Source organism: Bradyrhizobium sp. CCBAU 11434, from assembly GCF_028128895.1.
Taxonomy (GTDB): domain Bacteria; phylum Pseudomonadota; class Alphaproteobacteria; order Rhizobiales; family Xanthobacteraceae; genus Bradyrhizobium; species Bradyrhizobium zhengyangense.
On the sequence record NZ_LBJX01000100.1, the window covers coordinates 113,308 to 129,178 of the forward strand.

General features: G+C 61.7%; 14 protein-coding genes. 6 read left to right on the forward strand and 8 right to left on the reverse strand.

The annotated features are described in order from the left end of the window. Nucleotides 1-3: 3 nt before the first annotated feature. From soxX to XI06_RS33010, 4 genes are read right to left on the reverse strand one after another with little or no spacing between them, the layout of a single operon-like run. Complete coding sequence (gene soxX, locus XI06_RS32995) at nt 4-453, reverse strand: sulfur oxidation c-type cytochrome SoxX (RefSeq protein ID WP_271607291.1); 450 nt, start codon at nt 451-453, stop codon at nt 4-6. Further along, nucleotides 446-1,729, reverse strand: coding sequence for an NAD(P)/FAD-dependent oxidoreductase (locus tag XI06_RS33000; protein ID WP_237863882.1), 1,284 nt, complete (start codon nt 1,727-1,729; stop codon nt 446-448). The genes soxX and XI06_RS33000 overlap by 8 nt, the downstream gene beginning before the upstream one ends. Before the next feature lie 44 nt (nt 1,730-1,773). Next, complete coding sequence (locus XI06_RS33005; RefSeq protein ID WP_237889521.1) at nt 1,774-3,957, reverse strand: xanthine dehydrogenase family protein molybdopterin-binding subunit; 2,184 nt, start codon at nt 3,955-3,957, stop codon at nt 1,774-1,776. A gap of 12 nt (nt 3,958-3,969) precedes the next feature. Beyond that, nucleotides 3,970-4,419 carry a (2Fe-2S)-binding protein gene (locus tag XI06_RS33010; protein WP_237863564.1) on the reverse strand — a complete coding sequence of 150 codons (450 nt, stop codon included), beginning with the start codon at nt 4,417-4,419 and terminating at the stop codon, nt 3,970-3,972. Between the two features lie 425 nt (nt 4,420-4,844). On the opposite strand from XI06_RS33010, the gene XI06_RS33015 reads away from it, so the two are divergent. Beyond that, nucleotides 4,845-7,040, forward strand: coding sequence for a hypothetical protein (locus XI06_RS33015; RefSeq protein ID WP_237863565.1), 2,196 nt, complete (start codon nt 4,845-4,847; stop codon nt 7,038-7,040). Nucleotides 7,041-7,048: 8 nt separating this feature from the next. On the opposite strand, the gene XI06_RS33020 is transcribed toward XI06_RS33015, so the two are convergent. Continuing rightward, nucleotides 7,049-8,437: an MFS transporter gene (locus XI06_RS33020; protein WP_237863566.1), complete on the reverse strand. Its 1,389-nt coding sequence runs from the start codon at nt 8,435-8,437 to the stop codon at nt 7,049-7,051. 134 nt (nt 8,438-8,571) lie between these two features. Between XI06_RS33020 and XI06_RS33025 the strand changes: the two genes are divergently transcribed. Continuing rightward, nucleotides 8,572-9,633, forward strand: a complete 1,062-nt coding sequence (locus tag XI06_RS33025; protein ID WP_237889523.1) for an isocitrate/isopropylmalate dehydrogenase family protein — start codon at nt 8,572-8,574, stop codon at nt 9,631-9,633. A 71-nt stretch (nt 9,634-9,704) separates the two neighbouring features. Then, nucleotides 9,705-10,148 carry a hypothetical protein gene (locus tag XI06_RS33030; protein ID WP_271607292.1) on the forward strand — a complete coding sequence of 148 codons (444 nt, stop codon included), beginning with the start codon at nt 9,705-9,707 and terminating at the stop codon, nt 10,146-10,148. A gap of 115 nt (nt 10,149-10,263) precedes the next feature. On the opposite strand, the gene XI06_RS33035 is transcribed toward XI06_RS33030, so the two are convergent. Beyond that, complete coding sequence (locus XI06_RS33035) at nt 10,264-11,832, reverse strand: winged helix-turn-helix domain-containing protein (RefSeq protein ID WP_237889526.1); 1,569 nt, start codon at nt 11,830-11,832, stop codon at nt 10,264-10,266. Nucleotides 11,833-11,992: 160 nt separating this feature from the next. Here XI06_RS33035 and XI06_RS33040 point away from each other — a divergent pair, with 160 nt between their 5' ends. Together XI06_RS33040 and XI06_RS33045 are read left to right on the forward strand one after the other, a co-directional pair. Further along, nucleotides 11,993-12,688: a hypothetical protein gene (locus XI06_RS33040; RefSeq protein WP_237889527.1), complete on the forward strand. Its 696-nt coding sequence runs from the start codon at nt 11,993-11,995 to the stop codon at nt 12,686-12,688. A 26-nt stretch (nt 12,689-12,714) separates the two neighbouring features. Then, nucleotides 12,715-13,074 carry a hypothetical protein gene (locus tag XI06_RS33045; RefSeq protein WP_237863571.1) on the forward strand — a complete coding sequence of 120 codons (360 nt, stop codon included), beginning with the start codon at nt 12,715-12,717 and terminating at the stop codon, nt 13,072-13,074. Between the two features lie 229 nt (nt 13,075-13,303). On the opposite strand, the gene XI06_RS33050 is transcribed toward XI06_RS33045, so the two are convergent. Then, nucleotides 13,304-13,600, reverse strand: coding sequence for a DUF1127 domain-containing protein (locus XI06_RS33050; RefSeq protein ID WP_237870433.1), 297 nt, complete (start codon nt 13,598-13,600; stop codon nt 13,304-13,306). A gap of 169 nt (nt 13,601-13,769) precedes the next feature. On the opposite strand from XI06_RS33050, the gene XI06_RS33055 reads away from it, so the two are divergent. After that, on the forward strand, nt 13,770-15,329 hold the full coding sequence (locus tag XI06_RS33055) for a winged helix-turn-helix domain-containing tetratricopeptide repeat protein (RefSeq protein WP_237889528.1): 1,560 nt from the start codon (nt 13,770-13,772) through the stop codon (nt 15,327-15,329). Between the two features lie 165 nt (nt 15,330-15,494). On the opposite strand, the gene XI06_RS33060 is transcribed toward XI06_RS33055, so the two are convergent. Next, nucleotides 15,495-15,794, reverse strand: coding sequence for a hypothetical protein (locus XI06_RS33060; protein WP_237870437.1), 300 nt, complete (start codon nt 15,792-15,794; stop codon nt 15,495-15,497). Nucleotides 15,795-15,871: the final 77 nt, after the last annotated feature.

The window sequence follows — 15,871 nt, forward strand, 5'->3', positions numbered from 1 at the left end:
AGCTTAGTCCCGAAGTGTTGCGAGAAAGGCCACGATGTCCTCGATCTCTGTGGCCGACAATATCGGTTTCTCCGCGAAATTGCGTCCGACCCGAACCAGCCCCTCGTTGCGATAATAGGACGGCATGATGGTGTCCGGATTGAAGCGTGAGGCGTCAACCAGCCGAAGCCGCAACTGGCTTGCCGTCCAGCGGTTCCCCGCGCCGGTGAGATCGGGCGCCAAGTCGCCCTGGAACCGCGCTTCCGGGAAGGGGCCGGAATGGCAGAGGATGCAGGTCGTCGTTCGCGCCAGCGCCAGCGTGCGCCCGCGCACGGCATCGCCGGGCGCGCCCGTGAGCGATGTCGTGATGCCGTCGCCGGTGATCTCGTAGCGGGCTAATCCGTCCGCACGTGCGTTGGCGACGTGCACCAGACTGGCAAACAGCACTGCGATGGTAATCGTCGACCTAGCCAAAGGTGTCCGCCGTGATGGTTTGAAACCAGCGCTCCGCCTCGGCCGCTTCGCGGGTGCGCAGCTCACGCGGCGCATCGACCGGGCTCGTAGCGCCGCCCTCGACCTCGACAAAGATGTCGCCCCTGGGTTGGTAGTTGCCCGCGAGCGAGAAGCCATAACCGGGTGCGACAATGTTGTAGCAGACGCCGGTGAGCCGCGGTGTCTCCGGCGTGCGGCCGGCGAGCAGATTGACGATGGCGGCAGCGCACGCCTTGCCTTGCGCATTTGCGGCCGATGCCGATTTGGGAATGCCGCCGCCAAGGCAAGCGTCGCCGATGACGTGAATATTCTTGACAAGCTTTGACTCGAAGGTGACGGGGTCGATCGGGCACCAACCGGTGGCATCAGTTGCACCCGCGATCTCGGCAATGCGCCCAGCGCGCTGCGGCGGGATGACATTGGCGACGTCAGGGCTGTAATTGCCGAATTCGGTGACGATGGTCTTGGTGGCGGGATCGATCGAGGTGACGCGACCGCCTTGTGACAGGCCGATTCGTTCGATCATGTCGCCGTACAGTTCTTTCCACGCCTGCTCGAACAGCCGCTGCTGCGAGAAAGTGTCCTTGGCATCGAGGATCAGCACTTTCGAGCGCGGCTTCTTCGTCTTCAAATAATGCGCGATCAGGCTGGCGCGCTCGTAAGGCGCGGGCGGACAGCGCGAGGGATTGGCGGGGACGGCGATGGCGACAGTGCCACCATCGTCCATCGCTTCCAACTGCCTGCGCAGCAGCAACGTCTGCGCGCCGGCCTTCCACGCATGCGGCATTGTTTCCGACGCGGCCTCGTCGTAGCCGGGCAGCGCCTCGAAATGGAAGTCGATGCCGGGCGAGAGCACGAGGCGGTCATAGGGCAGCGCGACGCCGTCGGCGGTCATGACGCTGCGCTGCTCCGGCGCGATGGTGGTTACGGTCTGGCCGATCACGGTGACGCCTTCGGCGGCGACCTTTTCATGGCCAAACTGCTGCGCCTCGATATCGTGCAAGCCCGCGATCACCTCGTTGCTGAGAGGACAGGCGGTGAAGACCGCATTGGGATCGATCAGGATCACCTGCAGGTCTACCTGCGCCCGCTTGAGCGCGCGGGCGCAGGCGGCTCCCCCGAAGCCGCCGCCGACCACGACGATGCGACCTGTCGATTGCGCAAGCAGGACCGATGGCCGTGCCAATGTAGCCGCCGCGGCGGTGATGCCGAGCACGGCGCTCCGACGTGTCACCGGTCGCGTGGTCATTGAGGTCATCCAGGCAAGTACCGCGGCGGCCATGATGGCCGCCGCGGTGTTTCTCATGCGAAGGTGATGTTCTGATCGCGCAGCGGCACGGAACGGATTCGTTTGCCGGTGGCTGCGAAGTAGGCGTTGAGCACGGCTGGTCCAGCAACGCCGATCGTCGGCTCGCCGACACCGCCCCAGAAACCGCCACTCGGCATCACGATCGATTCCACCTTCGGCATCGCCGCGATCCGCATCGAATCGTAGGTATCGAAGTTTGTCTGTTCGACGGCGCCATCCTTGACCGTGATGCCGCCATAGAACAGTCCGCTCAGGCCGTAGACGAACGACCCGGCAATCTGCCGTTCGATCTGGGCCGGGTTGACGGCATAGCCGGGGTCGGTCGCCGCGACGATGCGATGCACCTTGATCTTGGTGCCGTCGATGACGGAGATCTCCGCGGCCGCCGCGACATAGCTGCCGTAGGAGGCGAAGTGCGCAAGTCCGCGATAAACGCCCTGCGGCGGCGCAGTGCTCCAGCCAATCTTCTCGGCCACGGCCTCCAGCACAGCGAGATGCTTCGGATGATCCTTCATCAGCTTGCGCCGGAACTCGAGGGGGTCTTGCCCTGCTGCGTGCGCCAGCTCATCCATGAAGCATTCGACATAGATGGCGTTCTGATTCACGTTCACTCCGCGCCAGAAGCCTGGGATGATGTGCGGGTTGCGCATCGAATGCTCGATCAGGAGATTGGGCACCGAGTATCCAAACGGTGCATCGCCCTTGGCGTTGAGGCCGGCGAATGTCGCTGGGTCCATGCCCTTGACGAGTGCGTCCGGCCTCAAGCTCGCGAGGATCGACTGGCCGGAGATCCGCATATGGAATGCCGTCAGATTGTTGTCGGCATCGAAGCCCGCGGTCAGTTTGCATTGCGTGACCGGATGGTACCGGCCGTGCGTCATGTCCTCTTCGCGCGTCCATATCAGCTTGATCGGCGTGCCCGGCATCTGCTTGGCGATCAGCACGGCCTGCCGGACATAGTCGGTCTGGCCGCGCCGGCCGAAGCCGCCGCCGAGCAGCAGCTTGTTGACGTCGCATTTCTCGGCCGGAAGTTCTGATGCTTCCAGTGCGGCGGCGAACGCCGCCTCGCCATTCTGCGTGCCACACCAGACCTCGCATTTGTCGGCCGTGTAGAGCGCGGTGGCGTTCATCGGCTCCATCGTAGCGTGGTTCTGGTAGGGATAGTTGTAGACGGCTTCGATCGTCTTGGCGGCACCGGCAAGGGCGGCCTTCGCATCGCCGTCGGAATTGCCGACATAGGCCGGACCGCCGTCGAGGCCTTCGGCCAGCCATTTTGCGATCGAGGCGCTGGAGACTTTGGCGTTCTCGCCTTCGTCCCAGACGATCGGCAGCGCATCGAGCGCGGTCTTGGCGTGCCAGAACGTGTCGGCCACGACCGCAACTGCGGTGTCGCCGACCTTCATCACCTTCTTCACGCCTTTCATGCCGGCGATCTTGGCTTCGTCATAGCTTTTCAGCTTGCCGCCGGTAACAGGGCAATCCTTGATCGCAGCGTTGAGCATGCCGGGCAGCTTGACGTCGATGCCATAGACGGTGGTGCCGGTGACCTTGTCCGGGGTGTCGAGCCGCTTCACGCCCTTGCCGATCACCCGCCAATCCTTGGGATCCTTCAGCTTGACGTCAGTCGGGGGCGTCAGCTTGGCCGCGGCTTCGGCGACCTTGCCGTAGGTCGTGGTCTTGCCCGATGGCGTGTGGGTGATGACGCTATTGACGGCCGTGCATTCAGAGGCCGGCACCTTCCAGTCATTGGCCGCGGCCTGGATCAGCATCATGCGTGCGGCGGCGCCGCCCTTGCGGACATAGTCGTGGGAGCCGCGGATGCCGCGGCTGCCGCCGGTCGAGTAATCTCCCCAGACTCGCTTGCGCGCGACGTTCTGGCCAGGCGAGGGGAATTCGGTGGTGACCTTGGTCCAGTCGCATTCGAGTTCCTCGGCGACGAGCTGGGCGAGACCCGTCAGTGAGCCCTGGCCCATCTCCGAGCGGGCGACGCGGATCACCACTGTATCGTCAGGCCGGATCACGACCCAGGCATTGACCTCGGGCGAGCCGTCAGCCGCGCGAACCACGGTGGGACCCCCAAACGGCAGGTCGAAGCCGATGGCAAGACCAGCGCCGACAGCGGCGGTGCCGATTACGAAGGCGCGGCGGTTCAATTTGGGAGAAACATGCTTGTTCATGTGCCAGCTCCCTTACGCGCTTGCGATCGTGTGGATCGCCTCGCGCACCTGCTGGAAGGTGCCGCAGCGGCAGATATTGGTGATGGCCTCGTCGATGTCGGCGTCGGTCGGCTTCGGCTTCTCGTTCAGGAGCGCCGTCACCGCCATGATCATGCCGCTCTGGCAATAGCCGCATTGCGGAACGTCCTGGGCGATCCAGGCCTCCTGCACCTTATGCAGCGTCGCACCGGAGCCGAGCCCTTCGATGGTGGTGATCTTCTTGCCCTCGGCCTCGGCGACTGAAATCCCGCAGGAACGGGTGGCGACACTGTCCAAGTGCACGGTGCAGGCCCCGCATTGTGCGATCCCGCAGCCATATTTGGTCCCGGTCAGGCCGGCATTCTCGCGGATCGCCCAGAGCAGCGGCGTATCCGCCTCGACATCGAGCGTGAAGGTTTTTCCGTTGATTGTTAGGTTTGCCATCGCAAGTCCCCTGATTGGCCCATCCACCGATGGACTCGGGGGCGCAATGTGTCCGGCAAACTCGAACCTTTCAAATCAAGACTCTGAGGGGCAGGTATCGAAGATTCTCGCGACTGCGGGAAGATAGTGGATCGGGCGGTGTTGCGCGCTTTGAGATGGCCACGCGAAGGCCCGCGCTGGGTGAGCAACTGCCGGTTCCAGTCGTTGCTGCCGGCGCGGCCGCAGCGCAAAATCAGCCCTGACGTCCCCAAAATTCAGGGCTGACCCTGCGGGCTCGCTTGACAGTGCGACAACCTGGGGGTGATCGTTTCCGGGACAACACGGGGGCGCCATCGATTGCGGCGATTCCAGCGGACTTCCAGGCCTGTCGGCGATCAAGATCGGCATTGCTACGAGAATAGCTTTTGCGGAGGGGGGGGTGCGGCATGTCAAGGAAGGTGATCGGCTGGATGGTCGCGGCGATCGTCGCGATTGTTCTTGTCTTCAATTATCTGCCCTCGTTAGTCGCCGACTCCATCTACAAGAATGTCGACGACACTACCGATGGTGAGATGCCCGCCACCGTCACCTCCTTTGAAGCGGGACCGGATGTCGTCAGCACGATTGGTGGCAGCGGGGAGGGGTTGAATTGCAGCCTGCCTGCTCTGACCAACGTCTTCTTCGATGGAAGCAGGGATTCCAAGGGCAAGCGTCATCTCGTCCTGCAGCGCTTCCGGCAGGCCTGCGTGTTCCATGACCTCTGCTACCGCCACGGCCTCGCTACCTATGGCTATAACCAGAACGATTGCGACCGCATCCTGCAAAATGCGGCGTTCCGTCTGTGCACCTATATTCGCAACGGCAGCGGGACCGGCAGCGCTACGCGCTGCCAGACCGATTCGAAGATGGTCCTCGCAGGCGTCAGTATGGGTGGATACAACGCCTTTCGCGGCTGGGATCGATCGACCTATTTCGAGTTCGAATCCGATCCGTTCCGCTCGGATGGTTTCCAGGCGAGCCGCGTCGTGGATCATCCGTTCAAGGCCGTGGATCCCGTCAAATATCGCAACGATCCGGACCAAGTCATCCTGTCGTTCGAGAACGTTCGATCCGACATCGCCGTAACCTGCATGACTTGCGGACAAATTCCGGTGTTCGAATACACGCAGGACCCGAACGAGGTCGACGCCGAACTGCGCTCGGTCGGCGTGACGAAGCTGCCTGAGGCATTGCTCAAGCGCGAGCCGATGCTCTCGGAGACCGTGCCGATCTGGCTGCCGCCGCGTCGTCATCATGCCGCGCCGCATTTGCTGGTCGACAGTGCGGGCAAGAACCATCTGATCTGGATGAGCCGCAACAATCCGCAGGACACGATGTCCTGCATCGTTGGCGCGGATGCCGCGCGGCTTCTCACCAATACGCTGCCTCGGCGGGATCTCTGCTCGAAAGATGCCGGTTCGTCGTTGACCATGGTGGAGGTCGACATGTTCGCGACGTCTCCGCTCCCGATGGAAATTCCGGGCGCGAGCGAACCGATCTACGCGACCGCCATCAGCCCGCAGAAGACGGTCGACAATGATCTTAGCTTCTGCTCGCGTTCGGCATCGAGGCCAATCGATCCATCCGGTCATGACGACCAGTCCAAATGCATCAACTTCTCCGGGGATGACGTCAGCAAAGGCGCAGCGCTCGGCGCGTTCCAGGACTTTCCGGTCATTCGTCCCGGACAGCAGATCGTCTTCGCGCGAGATGTTGACCAGCGGACGAACTCGCCGTTGACGGCGATCTGGCAGCGTGTGCTTGGCGATACCTATTCACCGGGTGGTGCGCTGCTCGTGATCGACGTCGCGCCCCCGGCTACGCCCAAGGGACCTGCGTTGGCCAAGCTGAAGAAGATCGTCCGGTTCAATATCGACGATCGGTTCGATCCGATGATGCCGATCACGCGCAAGATCGATGATCTGCGTTTCCTGAGCCTGGAGGCATCGAAGGAGACCGTGCGCGTCCGGACGATCGATTTCGCCAAGGATAATCCCGCCGTCGGTACCGTCCGGCTGACGATGGAGGGCAAGGACCTTGATCTGGATCGCTCCTGGGCTGCACGGCCTATGATGGTGCTGGAGACCCGGGATGTTCAGCCCAAGACGAAGCTGGTGTTCTCGCGCGGTGAAATCGCAATCGACCCGGACAAGCCCGTCTCGCCGGATGCGACGACGGAAGCACTGACATTACAGACGCTGGTCTTCGAACGCGACGTCGCGGCGCCTTCGGATGCGCCATTCGTGAAATCGGCCGGGGCGGCTTGCAGGATCACCTATGAGTTCGCGCCTGGTCACACCGACTGGCCGTGCTACCGCGCCTTCGATTCTGATCGTTCGATGCGGGCCTCGCCGGCTGCGCGAATGCAGGGGGCACAGATGCTGATTGGGCATCTCTCGAAGAGCGCGGGCCACGCCATCGCATTTCCTGACGCCTGCCTGAAGTCGGAGCCGATCATTCTCGCCCCACAAGGGGACACGTTCGTGTCTGTGAGCGACTCTGCGGGTTGGGCAGGTCCACCCAAGCTGCGGCGCACGATCACATGCGAGCCGCTCGATACGGCAACCATCGTCAGCCAGCCGATCGCGCAGAAGGCGCCCTGAAGCACAGCCTATTTCACTGCCAGCCGCAAAAAACTCATCACGCTGCCGAGCCCGGCAAAGCCTGCGCCGAGTGCTAGCGCAACGGTGGCGCCGTTGTGACCGGCCATGGCAAAGCACGCCGCGGCAAGCGCGGCGCCGGTCGTCTGACCGGTCAGGCGCGCCGTGGCCACGATGCCCGAGGCGCTGCCGCCGCGGTGTGGCGGGGCGCTTCCCATGATCGCCTTCATGTTCGGCGCCTGGAAGAAGCCGAAGCCCATGCCGCAGATCATGATCCGCCAGATGATGTCAGGGATGCTCGGGCTCGCCGGAAGCAGCGCCAGCAGCGCCATGCCGAGGCCGAGCAGAATGAGGCCGATCCCGCCCAAAAGGCCAACCGGATGCCGGTCGGAGAGGCGCCCGGCGATCGGCGCCATGATGCCGACCACCAGCGGCCACGGCGTCATGAAGAAGCCGGTCTCGACCTGGGAGCGGCCGAGCACATCCTCGAAGTAAAAAGGCAATGAGACGAAGGCGAGGCCTTGCACGGCGAAGGAGCAGACCGCAGTTGCCGCCGACAGCGCGAACATCGGCCGCGCGAACAAATCGATCGGCAACATCGGCGCGGGATGATCGGCGTGACGTCGCGTCAGGATGAAGCCGAGCACCAGGGCAGCGATCAACTCGATGCCGACGACGACAGGCGACAGATTGTGCGCGGCGCTGCCGATGCCGATGATGAACAGGCCGAGGCAGGCTGAGGCGAGGGCAGCGCCAACAAAATCAAAATCGTGATCAGCGCGCGGCGTCTTCGGCAGCATCGCAAAGCCGATGCCTGTTGCGATGAGGCCGAAGGGGATGTTGACGGCGAACAGCCACGGCCACGGTCCGACCGCGAGGATCGCTGACGCGATCGACGGGCCGAAAGTGAAAGCGGTGGCTACCACCAGCGCGTTATGGCCGAAGCCGCGGCCCTGCATCCGTCCGGGATAGACGAAGCGCACCAGCGCGGTGTTGACGCTCATGATGCCGCTCGCGCCGAGGCCCTGAAGCGTGCGCGCGACCAGCAGGCTCTCCAGCGACCACGCCACCGCGCAAAGCAGCGAGGCGATGGTGAACAGGATCAGCCCCCCGAGATAGATGCGCTGGTGCCCGACGATCTCGCCGAGCGCCCCGAGCGGCAGCAGCGTTGCCACCAGCGCGATCTGGTAGACATTGACCACCCAGACCGATTGCTCCGGGCTAACATGCAGATCGGCGGCGATGGCCGGCAGCGCGATGTTGGCGATCGCGGTGTCGAGCGAGGCCATCGCCAGCGCGGTGAAGATCGCGGCAATCGCCCAGCGCCGCTGCTCGGCCGGCAGGCCATCGGCTTTGGGATGATCGGGCTCGCGCGCAGCGGCAGGTAACGTTGATGTCATTGCCTTGCGCGTTCTCCGACAGCGTGGCTCAAATGGTTTAGGGCATGTACTACGCCTGAGGCTGCTTCCACAGGCTTATGCTTGCATGCATTGTATGCGCGAAGATCAGGCGCCGCTCTCGGAAGGGGATCACCATGCACATCGTCGTTCTGCCGGGAGACGGCATCGGACCGGAGATCACGGCCGCGACATCAGGCGTGCTGCGCGCGGCGTCCGAGCGCTTCCAGCTCAACCTGCGGCTGGAAGAGCATGCGGTGGGGCATGCGAGCCTGAAGCTATCAGGCACCACGGTGCGCCCCGAGCTGCTCGACAGCGTCCGCGCCGCCGACGGCCTGATCCTGGGGCCCACCGCGACCTTCGACTTCAAGGACGAGGCGCATGGCGAGATCAATCCGTCCAGGTACTTTCGCAAGAACCTGGACCTCTACGCCAACATCAGGCCCGCGCGCACCTATGCCGGGCGGCCCGGCAGGCTCGGCGATTTCGATCTCGTCGTCGTGCGCGAGAACACGGAAGGCTTTTACGCCGACCGCAACATGGAGCAAGGCAATGGCGAGATGCTGGTCACATCAGACGTCGTGATCTCGCTGCGCCGGATCACGCGCCTGTGCTGCGAGCGCATCGCCCACGCTGCCTGTCGCCTGGCGATGAAACGACGCAAGCATCTCACCATCGTGCACAAGGCCAATGTGCTCAAGATCGGCGACGGCATGTTCCTCGACATCTGCCGCGCGGCGGCGAACGCGTACCCGGGCCTTGCTGTCGACGACGTCCTCGTCGACGCCATGATGGCGCATATGGTGCGGAGCCCCGACCGCTTCGACGTCATCGTCGCCACCAACATGTTCGGGGACATCCTCTCCGATCTCACCGCCGAGCTCTCCGGCAGCCTCGGCCTCGGCGGCTCGCTCAATGTCGGCGACCGCTATGCCATGGCGCAGGCCGCGCACGGCTCGGCGCCCGACATCGCAGGCCAGGACGTCGCCAATCCGGTCTCGCTGATCCTGTCGACTGCGCTGCTGCTGGCCTGGCACGGCGAGAGGAACAATGCGGTGCGCTACGAGGAAGCGGCGCGCGCGATCGAGGCGGCGGTGGCGAAGGCGCTCGGGGCGGGCAGGGCGACGCGCGACGTCGGCGGCAGGCTCGGCACGATCGCAGCGGCCGCTGCGATTGCCGAAATCCTGCAGGCGGAGTGAGCCGCAGCTGCTTTTTGTCAGACGGCCAAGATCAGAAACCGAAAACAACCCCATGCACAGTAGAACGGCCTTTGAACGACAAGGGCTTTTTCAGACGCGGACGCGACGACCCCCTGAATCGCGTCGACGTTGACACGTCGGGCAAAACACCGGCACGATGTCATCATGGCGGTCGATCCGGCTGGGCGAGAGGAAAGCGCAGGGAGGTCACAGCGCCGACGACCTTTATATCAGGTTCAAAGGCCGCGTTCGGCGAGAAGCTGATCCTGTCGCCGGCGAACACCGCGAGCGAGGACTTCTCCGAGTTCGGCGCATCTGGCGTACCGTTGATGATGTTCAATATCGGCGTCTATGACCCGGATGCGTGGCTGGCCGCCAACAAGAGCGGAACGCCGCTTCCCGGCAACCATTCCCCGCTGTTCGCGCCGGTGCCGAAGCCGACCATCCAGACCGGCATCACCGCGATGACGCTCGCCGTGCTGAGCGCGTTCGAGCAAAGGGCGAGGGGGCAGTAACGGCTGGTCCTGCGAGTAGCAGCCACTTAGCCGCCGCTGCCGTTCCGCCTCGATTCCAGATAGAATGCGCATACGGACGGGAGGGAGGATGATGCTTTCCCGCCGGAAACGTCCATCACTCTTCCGGCACGCCAGCGAGGCGGAAGCCTTCACACACGTGCTCGACCCCAGCAAGGAAAGTTGGATTGTCGCTTTGTTGAGCAGTGACGAAGCGACGGATGGTGAAACGAGAGTTGAGCGCAAGTCCTGTTCTTGCAGCAGTTTGCGCCTCATCGAGGGCGCCGGTCAGGCCTAACGCAGCGGCGAGCGCCAAATGAGCGATCGGAAAGTTGCGATTCGCCTCAGTGCTTCGTCGTAGCCAGCTGACCGCTTCGACGTCCAAACCCAGTTGTAACTTGGCCACGCCTACAAAACACGCCCATTGGTAGGCCTCAACGTCGCGAGGGGAGAGACGTAAAGCGTCGAATATGTGGCCTTCGGTCTCGGCAGCACGCCCCATATAGAATTTGGCAAAACCGATGGCAGCATGAGCGCTGGCGATGTTCGAATTCAGCGCCAACGCATGCTCGAATTCACGGACGCCTTGGGCGGCCCGGTAGGTAAAGATCTGGACCCACCCCCGAGCCAAGTGGGCTGAAGTGCGGTTCGGCCTGATCGACAATGCCTTATTCACCATCGCCTCGGCCGCTGCAAACCGCGCAGGCGCATCATCCGTCGTAAAGCTGGTTCCAACTGCCGTATCAACATTTGCCAGGCCAATCATTGCTTCGACGTTGCCGGAGTCGTACGACAGAGAGCGTTCGAAGAAGCTCCGCGCTTGCGTTAAGCATTCAGGGCTAAACCCCTTCATCAGCCAGGCCCGGCCCTGGAAGTATAGGTCCATCGCATCGGGATGCAGCGTACGCTCGGCTCGTTGCGCCTCAGCCTCGATGAGCTGGCGACCTAACGTATTGGCGAGCCAGGATACGATTTCGTCCTGCAGGTCGAACAGGTCGACGACAGACTTCTCGAAGCGCTCCGCCCAAAGATGCTGGCCGCTGATAGCATCAATCAGCTGCACGTTCATGCGAAGCCGCTTGCCGCTGCGTTGCACTGAACCTTCGAGCACGTAGCGAACGTTCAATTCGCGGCCGACTTGCCTTACATCGACTGCTCTACCCTCGTAGGAGAAGGCGCTGTTCCGTGCGATTACAAATGAACCAGCGATGCGCGACAAGTCTGTAGTCAAATTCTCGGTTACACCATCCACGAAATAGTCCTGCTCACGATCAGCGCCAAGGTTCGTGAAGGGTAGCACGACGATGGATAGGCGCGGCGGTGCGCCGCCGGTTCGCTCGACCGAGCCAATCGTCTCTATTGCCGAGCTCTCGGCTTCCCGCACTGCGCCCACGAAGCGGAAACCCTTGCGCGGGAGCGTCTTGATCAGGTCCTGTTTCTCACCAGTATCGCCGATTGCACAACGGGCACCATTGATGCGCGTCGTCAGCGCGGCATCCGAGACGATGCGACCATTCCAAACGCCCGCGATGAGCTCGTCCTTACTGACGACGCGGTCCCTGTTCCGGATCAGATAGTTCAGAAGGTCGAATACCTGCGGCGCGACAGAGAGGGTCTCGGCTCCTCGCCGCAGCTCCCTCCGTTCCGTATCCAGCGTGAAAATCGAAAAGGAGTAAAGCAAATGCATCCTCCTGCGGTCCGATCGCTCCCCGTGGAGCCGATATGTAAGCAGACGGTAAGAAGAATGGAAGGCGCCTGTAAAGCGCTTCCCATGACCTTGGCGCATCCTCGTGCACGGCTGAAAAATATGAACTGCTTGCGGATATCACGTCACGAGGGAGGATGTCATGAGGCGGATGGCTGCACTGACGTGGGCTGCTACTGCAGCCAGGCTTTTGATCTGGGTCGTATGCGTTCTCGCCTCCGCGAGCCGCGCTCACGCCCAATGCTCGGCGCGCGATGTGTTGCAGAGGCAGCTAGTGCTCAAGGCGGCGCCCGTTGTCCCGACACGCATGGGTCCGGTAACGTCCGTTTCGGATGTTGCCGAATGGAAAACGATCAGCATCGGGACGTTCCCGGATACGTTTGCTCTCCTCACCGCGCTGAGTGCGATTGGTTGCGGCGTCGGTAACTCGGCTGCGGAGGCTCTTGCCCGACCTGCGTTTACGCTCAGCGGTGTCAGAACGGCGGTAACACTTCTGACAGTGACCGCGGCCGATCTGGGTTTCAGGGGTGAGACGGTGCCGTTGCGGCAAATCTACGAACTCGCGCAGCAATTCGGCTTCGGGCTTGCACCGCCCGAAATCGCTCCGCAGCTCAGACTTCAATATCTGGACCAGCCCGTAGGTGAGTTTCTCGTCATCGGGATGAATCCGATCCGGACATGGACTGGTGAAGAGGTCATCCTGACCGTGGCAAATGGGGGAGCAGGTCTCATTCTCATCGGCCAGGATGGTCGCGCCGAGGCGGAAATACCCGTGACCTCCCGCTTCGTGTTCCTGCGCTCCTTGCCCATTGCGCCAGCTGCGCTGAATCGAAACTGATTTTACGAGATGGCCGAGGTGACGAAATGCTGGCGATCAGAGCGGTGAAGCGCTTGGCAGCTCAAATCTGCCTGGTGCTGGTGTCCACCGCGACGTTTGCGCGCGACGACGGGCGCTATGCGAATTCCCCGCTGAAGCCCTGGTTCGAGAGTCTGCAAAGCGAATTCGGGAAGTGCTGTGAGGACTCCGACGCCTACGTGGTCTCCGAACCGAATTGGAAGTCCGATCACGGACAATATCGCGTTCGCATCGACGACGAATGGGTCCTGGTGCCAGACGGCGCTGTCATCAAGCAGCCCAATCTTGCCGGACGGACCATGGTCTGGAAGCACTACATCGACGGACATCCGCGTGTCCGTTGTTTCATTCCGGGTAGCATGACGTGATACGTCGACGATCGTCTATGAACCACGCGTATGATCCAAGATCGATGGTCTGGTCCACCCTTGGGATCGGTTGCTCAGTTTGGTTAGAGCAAGAGGCTTCGTCTCCTTGTTGTTGCGGTGCCTACATCCGGAAGTGGCCCGTCTGGACCTTACCGCGACAAGTCCCAATGCCTGGTGTCTTAGGAGGATCAGTGGGAATTCAGGCGCGGCCATCCAGCGCTCGTGACCTCTACCGAAAGTCAGTCGGTCCTAACTGACCGTCCACAGTTGGCAGATATCGCAGCCATTCACCGGACCGGATGCCTCGAGGGTCAAGACCTCGGTGCGAGGCGACGTAGTCGATCTCGCCGCGCGTGGTGCCGATATCCATCAGTTCTCCGTCGCTCAAGTCGGACAAGGTAGCGCTCAATTTCTGGCGTCGGCGGCGCTCCTGAAGGGCATCCCAACATTTCCAGATGAAGCTGGTGACATGCCGGGTCGATACAAATGTCCATTCCAGCCATGCCGGGCCATGCATCGTGGTCATTTCGGTGTCTCCTGGACGGTGTTTTGCACCGACCGGAGAGTGGCGCGGGATTAGCGGGGACGCTTAACCGGCAGCTTACATTTTCCGTACTGACGGCTTATTCTCGCGATTTACGGTGGGCCAGGACGCCCCCCCGTCCTGGCAAGGCTCATCCAACGGGATTCGCATCGTGCGCTATCTCTTTGCAGAGTACGTATTCGATACCGACCGACGCGAACTGCATCGCGGGGCGGACGTCGTCTCCGTCGCACCACAGGTGTTTGACCTCATTGATTACTTGATCCGCAATAGGGAGCGAGTTGTCAGCAAGGATGACCTCATCAAAACCATTTGGAATGGCCGTAGCGTATCCGATGCGGCGCTGACAACCCGCTTAAACGCCGCCCGGGTTGCAATTGGTGATTCTGGCGACGAACAGCGCTTCATCAAGACACTACAGCGCAAGGGCTTTCGTTTCGTTGGAGCTGTTCGGGAAGCGAAGGAACCGGCAGAGGCAATAGTTGCCGACGATCAGGTGGAAGTTCAGAAAGTCGATCTTGCACTCCCCGACAGACCTTCCATCGCCGTGCTGCCGTTTGAGAACATGAGCGGCGAGCCGGAGCAGGAATATTTTGCGGAGGGCATGGTAGAGGAGATCATCACAGCGCTGTCGCGGTTTAAGTCTCTGTTTGTCATCGCACGTCACTCGACCTTTACGTTCAAGGGAAAAGCCGTCGATATCAAGGAAATCGGACGCAGGCTCGGCGTGCGCTATGTCCTCGAGGGGTCTGTGCGGAAGGCGTCGGGGAAGGTTCGCATCGCAGGGCAGTTGATCGATGCGGTTACAGGTGCGCATCTATGGGCGGAAAGGTTTGAGCGTGACCTTGCCGATGTGTTTGCCCTCCAGGACGAAGTAGCGGTCGCGGTTGTCTCGGCTATTCAACCGAAGATGATTCAAACAGAAATTGAAGTGGCGACGCGGAGGCGACCGGAGAACCTCACCGCGTATGACTTGTTCCTGCGATCCATGCAGCAGTATTACCTGACGACCCGGGAAAGTTTGGCCGAGGCGATCAGGCTGGCTCATTGCGCTTTGGATCTGGATCCGAGATTCGGGTCTGCAGCGGCGCTGGCAGGCGACTGCCATGCGAGCAACGTCGCCTTGGGCTATACCAACGATCCTCAGTTTGACCGCAAGGAAGCAGTCCGGCTCGCTCGTTTGGCATTAAGGATCGGTGATGATGATCCAGATATCTTGTCGCGGGTTGCGGTGATCCTGGCGGGCATGGTCGGCGATAGTGAAGCCGAGATTGAAATGGCTGACAGGGCGGTCGCACTCAACCCAAATTCATGGCGTACTTGGAACAACAGAGGCTGGGTCTATACGATGGCGGGTCTGCCGGAGGAGGCGATACTTAGCTTTGAACGCGCAATTCGCATGAGCCCGGTAGATCCGCTGCTACACATGACGTTTCTTGGCATTGCGCATGCCCTTATAGCACTTCGGCGCTTTGACGAGGCAATCGTCGCACTGAAGAGAGCCCTTCGTCATAATCCCTCATTTTTGCCAGCTTGCCGCGGCCTTGCGTCCGCCTTCGCCCATCTAGGACGCGACGTTGAGGCGCGTGCTGCGGCGGCGCGTGTGCTTGAGATCGATCCTTCCTTTACAATATCGGCGCATATCGCCCGGTCTCCCAAGAGCCCAAAGCTGTTTATTGAGGGGCTTCGAAAAGCGGGATTGCCCGAATAGATCGTCCGTGATGTCGAAGCCAGACCGCTGTTGAGCAATGTCGACATGCGTTCCGCATGGTGGCGGCGATCAGCAGGCGGTCACCGCTCCGCAGCAGCAATCTTCTACGCCATCGTCGCAGCAACCTGTAGCGCAGCCGTCGCCCCGAACCTAACTTTGGCGATGTCAGCTTGTGTGCGCATAGCCGATGAAGATCGATGTCGGCCGTTCGGCCACTGTTGGATGCAGAGCGGACGTGTCAGATTTATGGGGACACGCCCTGGTCTCCCCCACGAAGCGGGAATTGATCCTCGTCGATGCGGATGTCTCGCGCAATTTCGAAAGCGTGCGGTCGCCGGAAGTTCCGTCATGCTGTTGATAAAAATTCATCCAGCAAGATGAACCCGCATAAGCGTCGCGATTTTCGTGAGCTGCATCGCGCGAGCATTCGTTCAAGACTCGAGACAATGGTTGCTTGACAGCCATTCTCATCTCCAGCAGTCTCAGGTTGAATAACCTTCCAATGATTTTTGCTTTGCTCGTTTGATGTCTTGGGAACCAAA

Bases quoted from the DNA above. Each gene is read 5' to 3' on its own strand.
- XI06_RS33000 (WP_237863882.1), bottom strand. From the start codon at position 1,729: ATGACCTCAATGACCACGCGACCGGTGACACGTCGGAGCGCCGTGCTC.
- XI06_RS33005 (WP_237889521.1), bottom strand. From the start codon at position 3,957: ATGAACAAGCATGTTTCTCCCAAATTGAACCGCCGCGCCTTCGTAATC.
- XI06_RS33010 (WP_237863564.1), bottom strand. From the start codon at position 4,419: ATGGCAAACCTAACAATCAACGGAAAAACCTTCACGCTCGATGTCGAG.
- XI06_RS33015 (WP_237863565.1), top strand. From the start codon at position 4,845: ATGTCAAGGAAGGTGATCGGCTGGATGGTCGCGGCGATCGTCGCGATT.
- XI06_RS33020 (WP_237863566.1), bottom strand. From the start codon at position 8,437: ATGACATCAACGTTACCTGCCGCTGCGCGCGAGCCCGATCATCCCAAA.
- XI06_RS33025 (WP_237889523.1), top strand. From the start codon at position 8,572: ATGCACATCGTCGTTCTGCCGGGAGACGGCATCGGACCGGAGATCACG.
- XI06_RS33035 (WP_237889526.1), bottom strand. From the start codon at position 11,832: ATGCATTTGCTTTACTCCTTTTCGATTTTCACGCTGGATACGGAACGG.
- XI06_RS33040 (WP_237889527.1), top strand. From the start codon at position 11,993: ATGAGGCGGATGGCTGCACTGACGTGGGCTGCTACTGCAGCCAGGCTT.
- XI06_RS33045 (WP_237863571.1), top strand. From the start codon at position 12,715: ATGCTGGCGATCAGAGCGGTGAAGCGCTTGGCAGCTCAAATCTGCCTG.
- XI06_RS33050 (WP_237870433.1), bottom strand. From the start codon at position 13,600: ATGACCACGATGCATGGCCCGGCATGGCTGGAATGGACATTTGTATCG.
- XI06_RS33060 (WP_237870437.1), bottom strand. From the start codon at position 15,794: ATGGCTGTCAAGCAACCATTGTCTCGAGTCTTGAACGAATGCTCGCGC.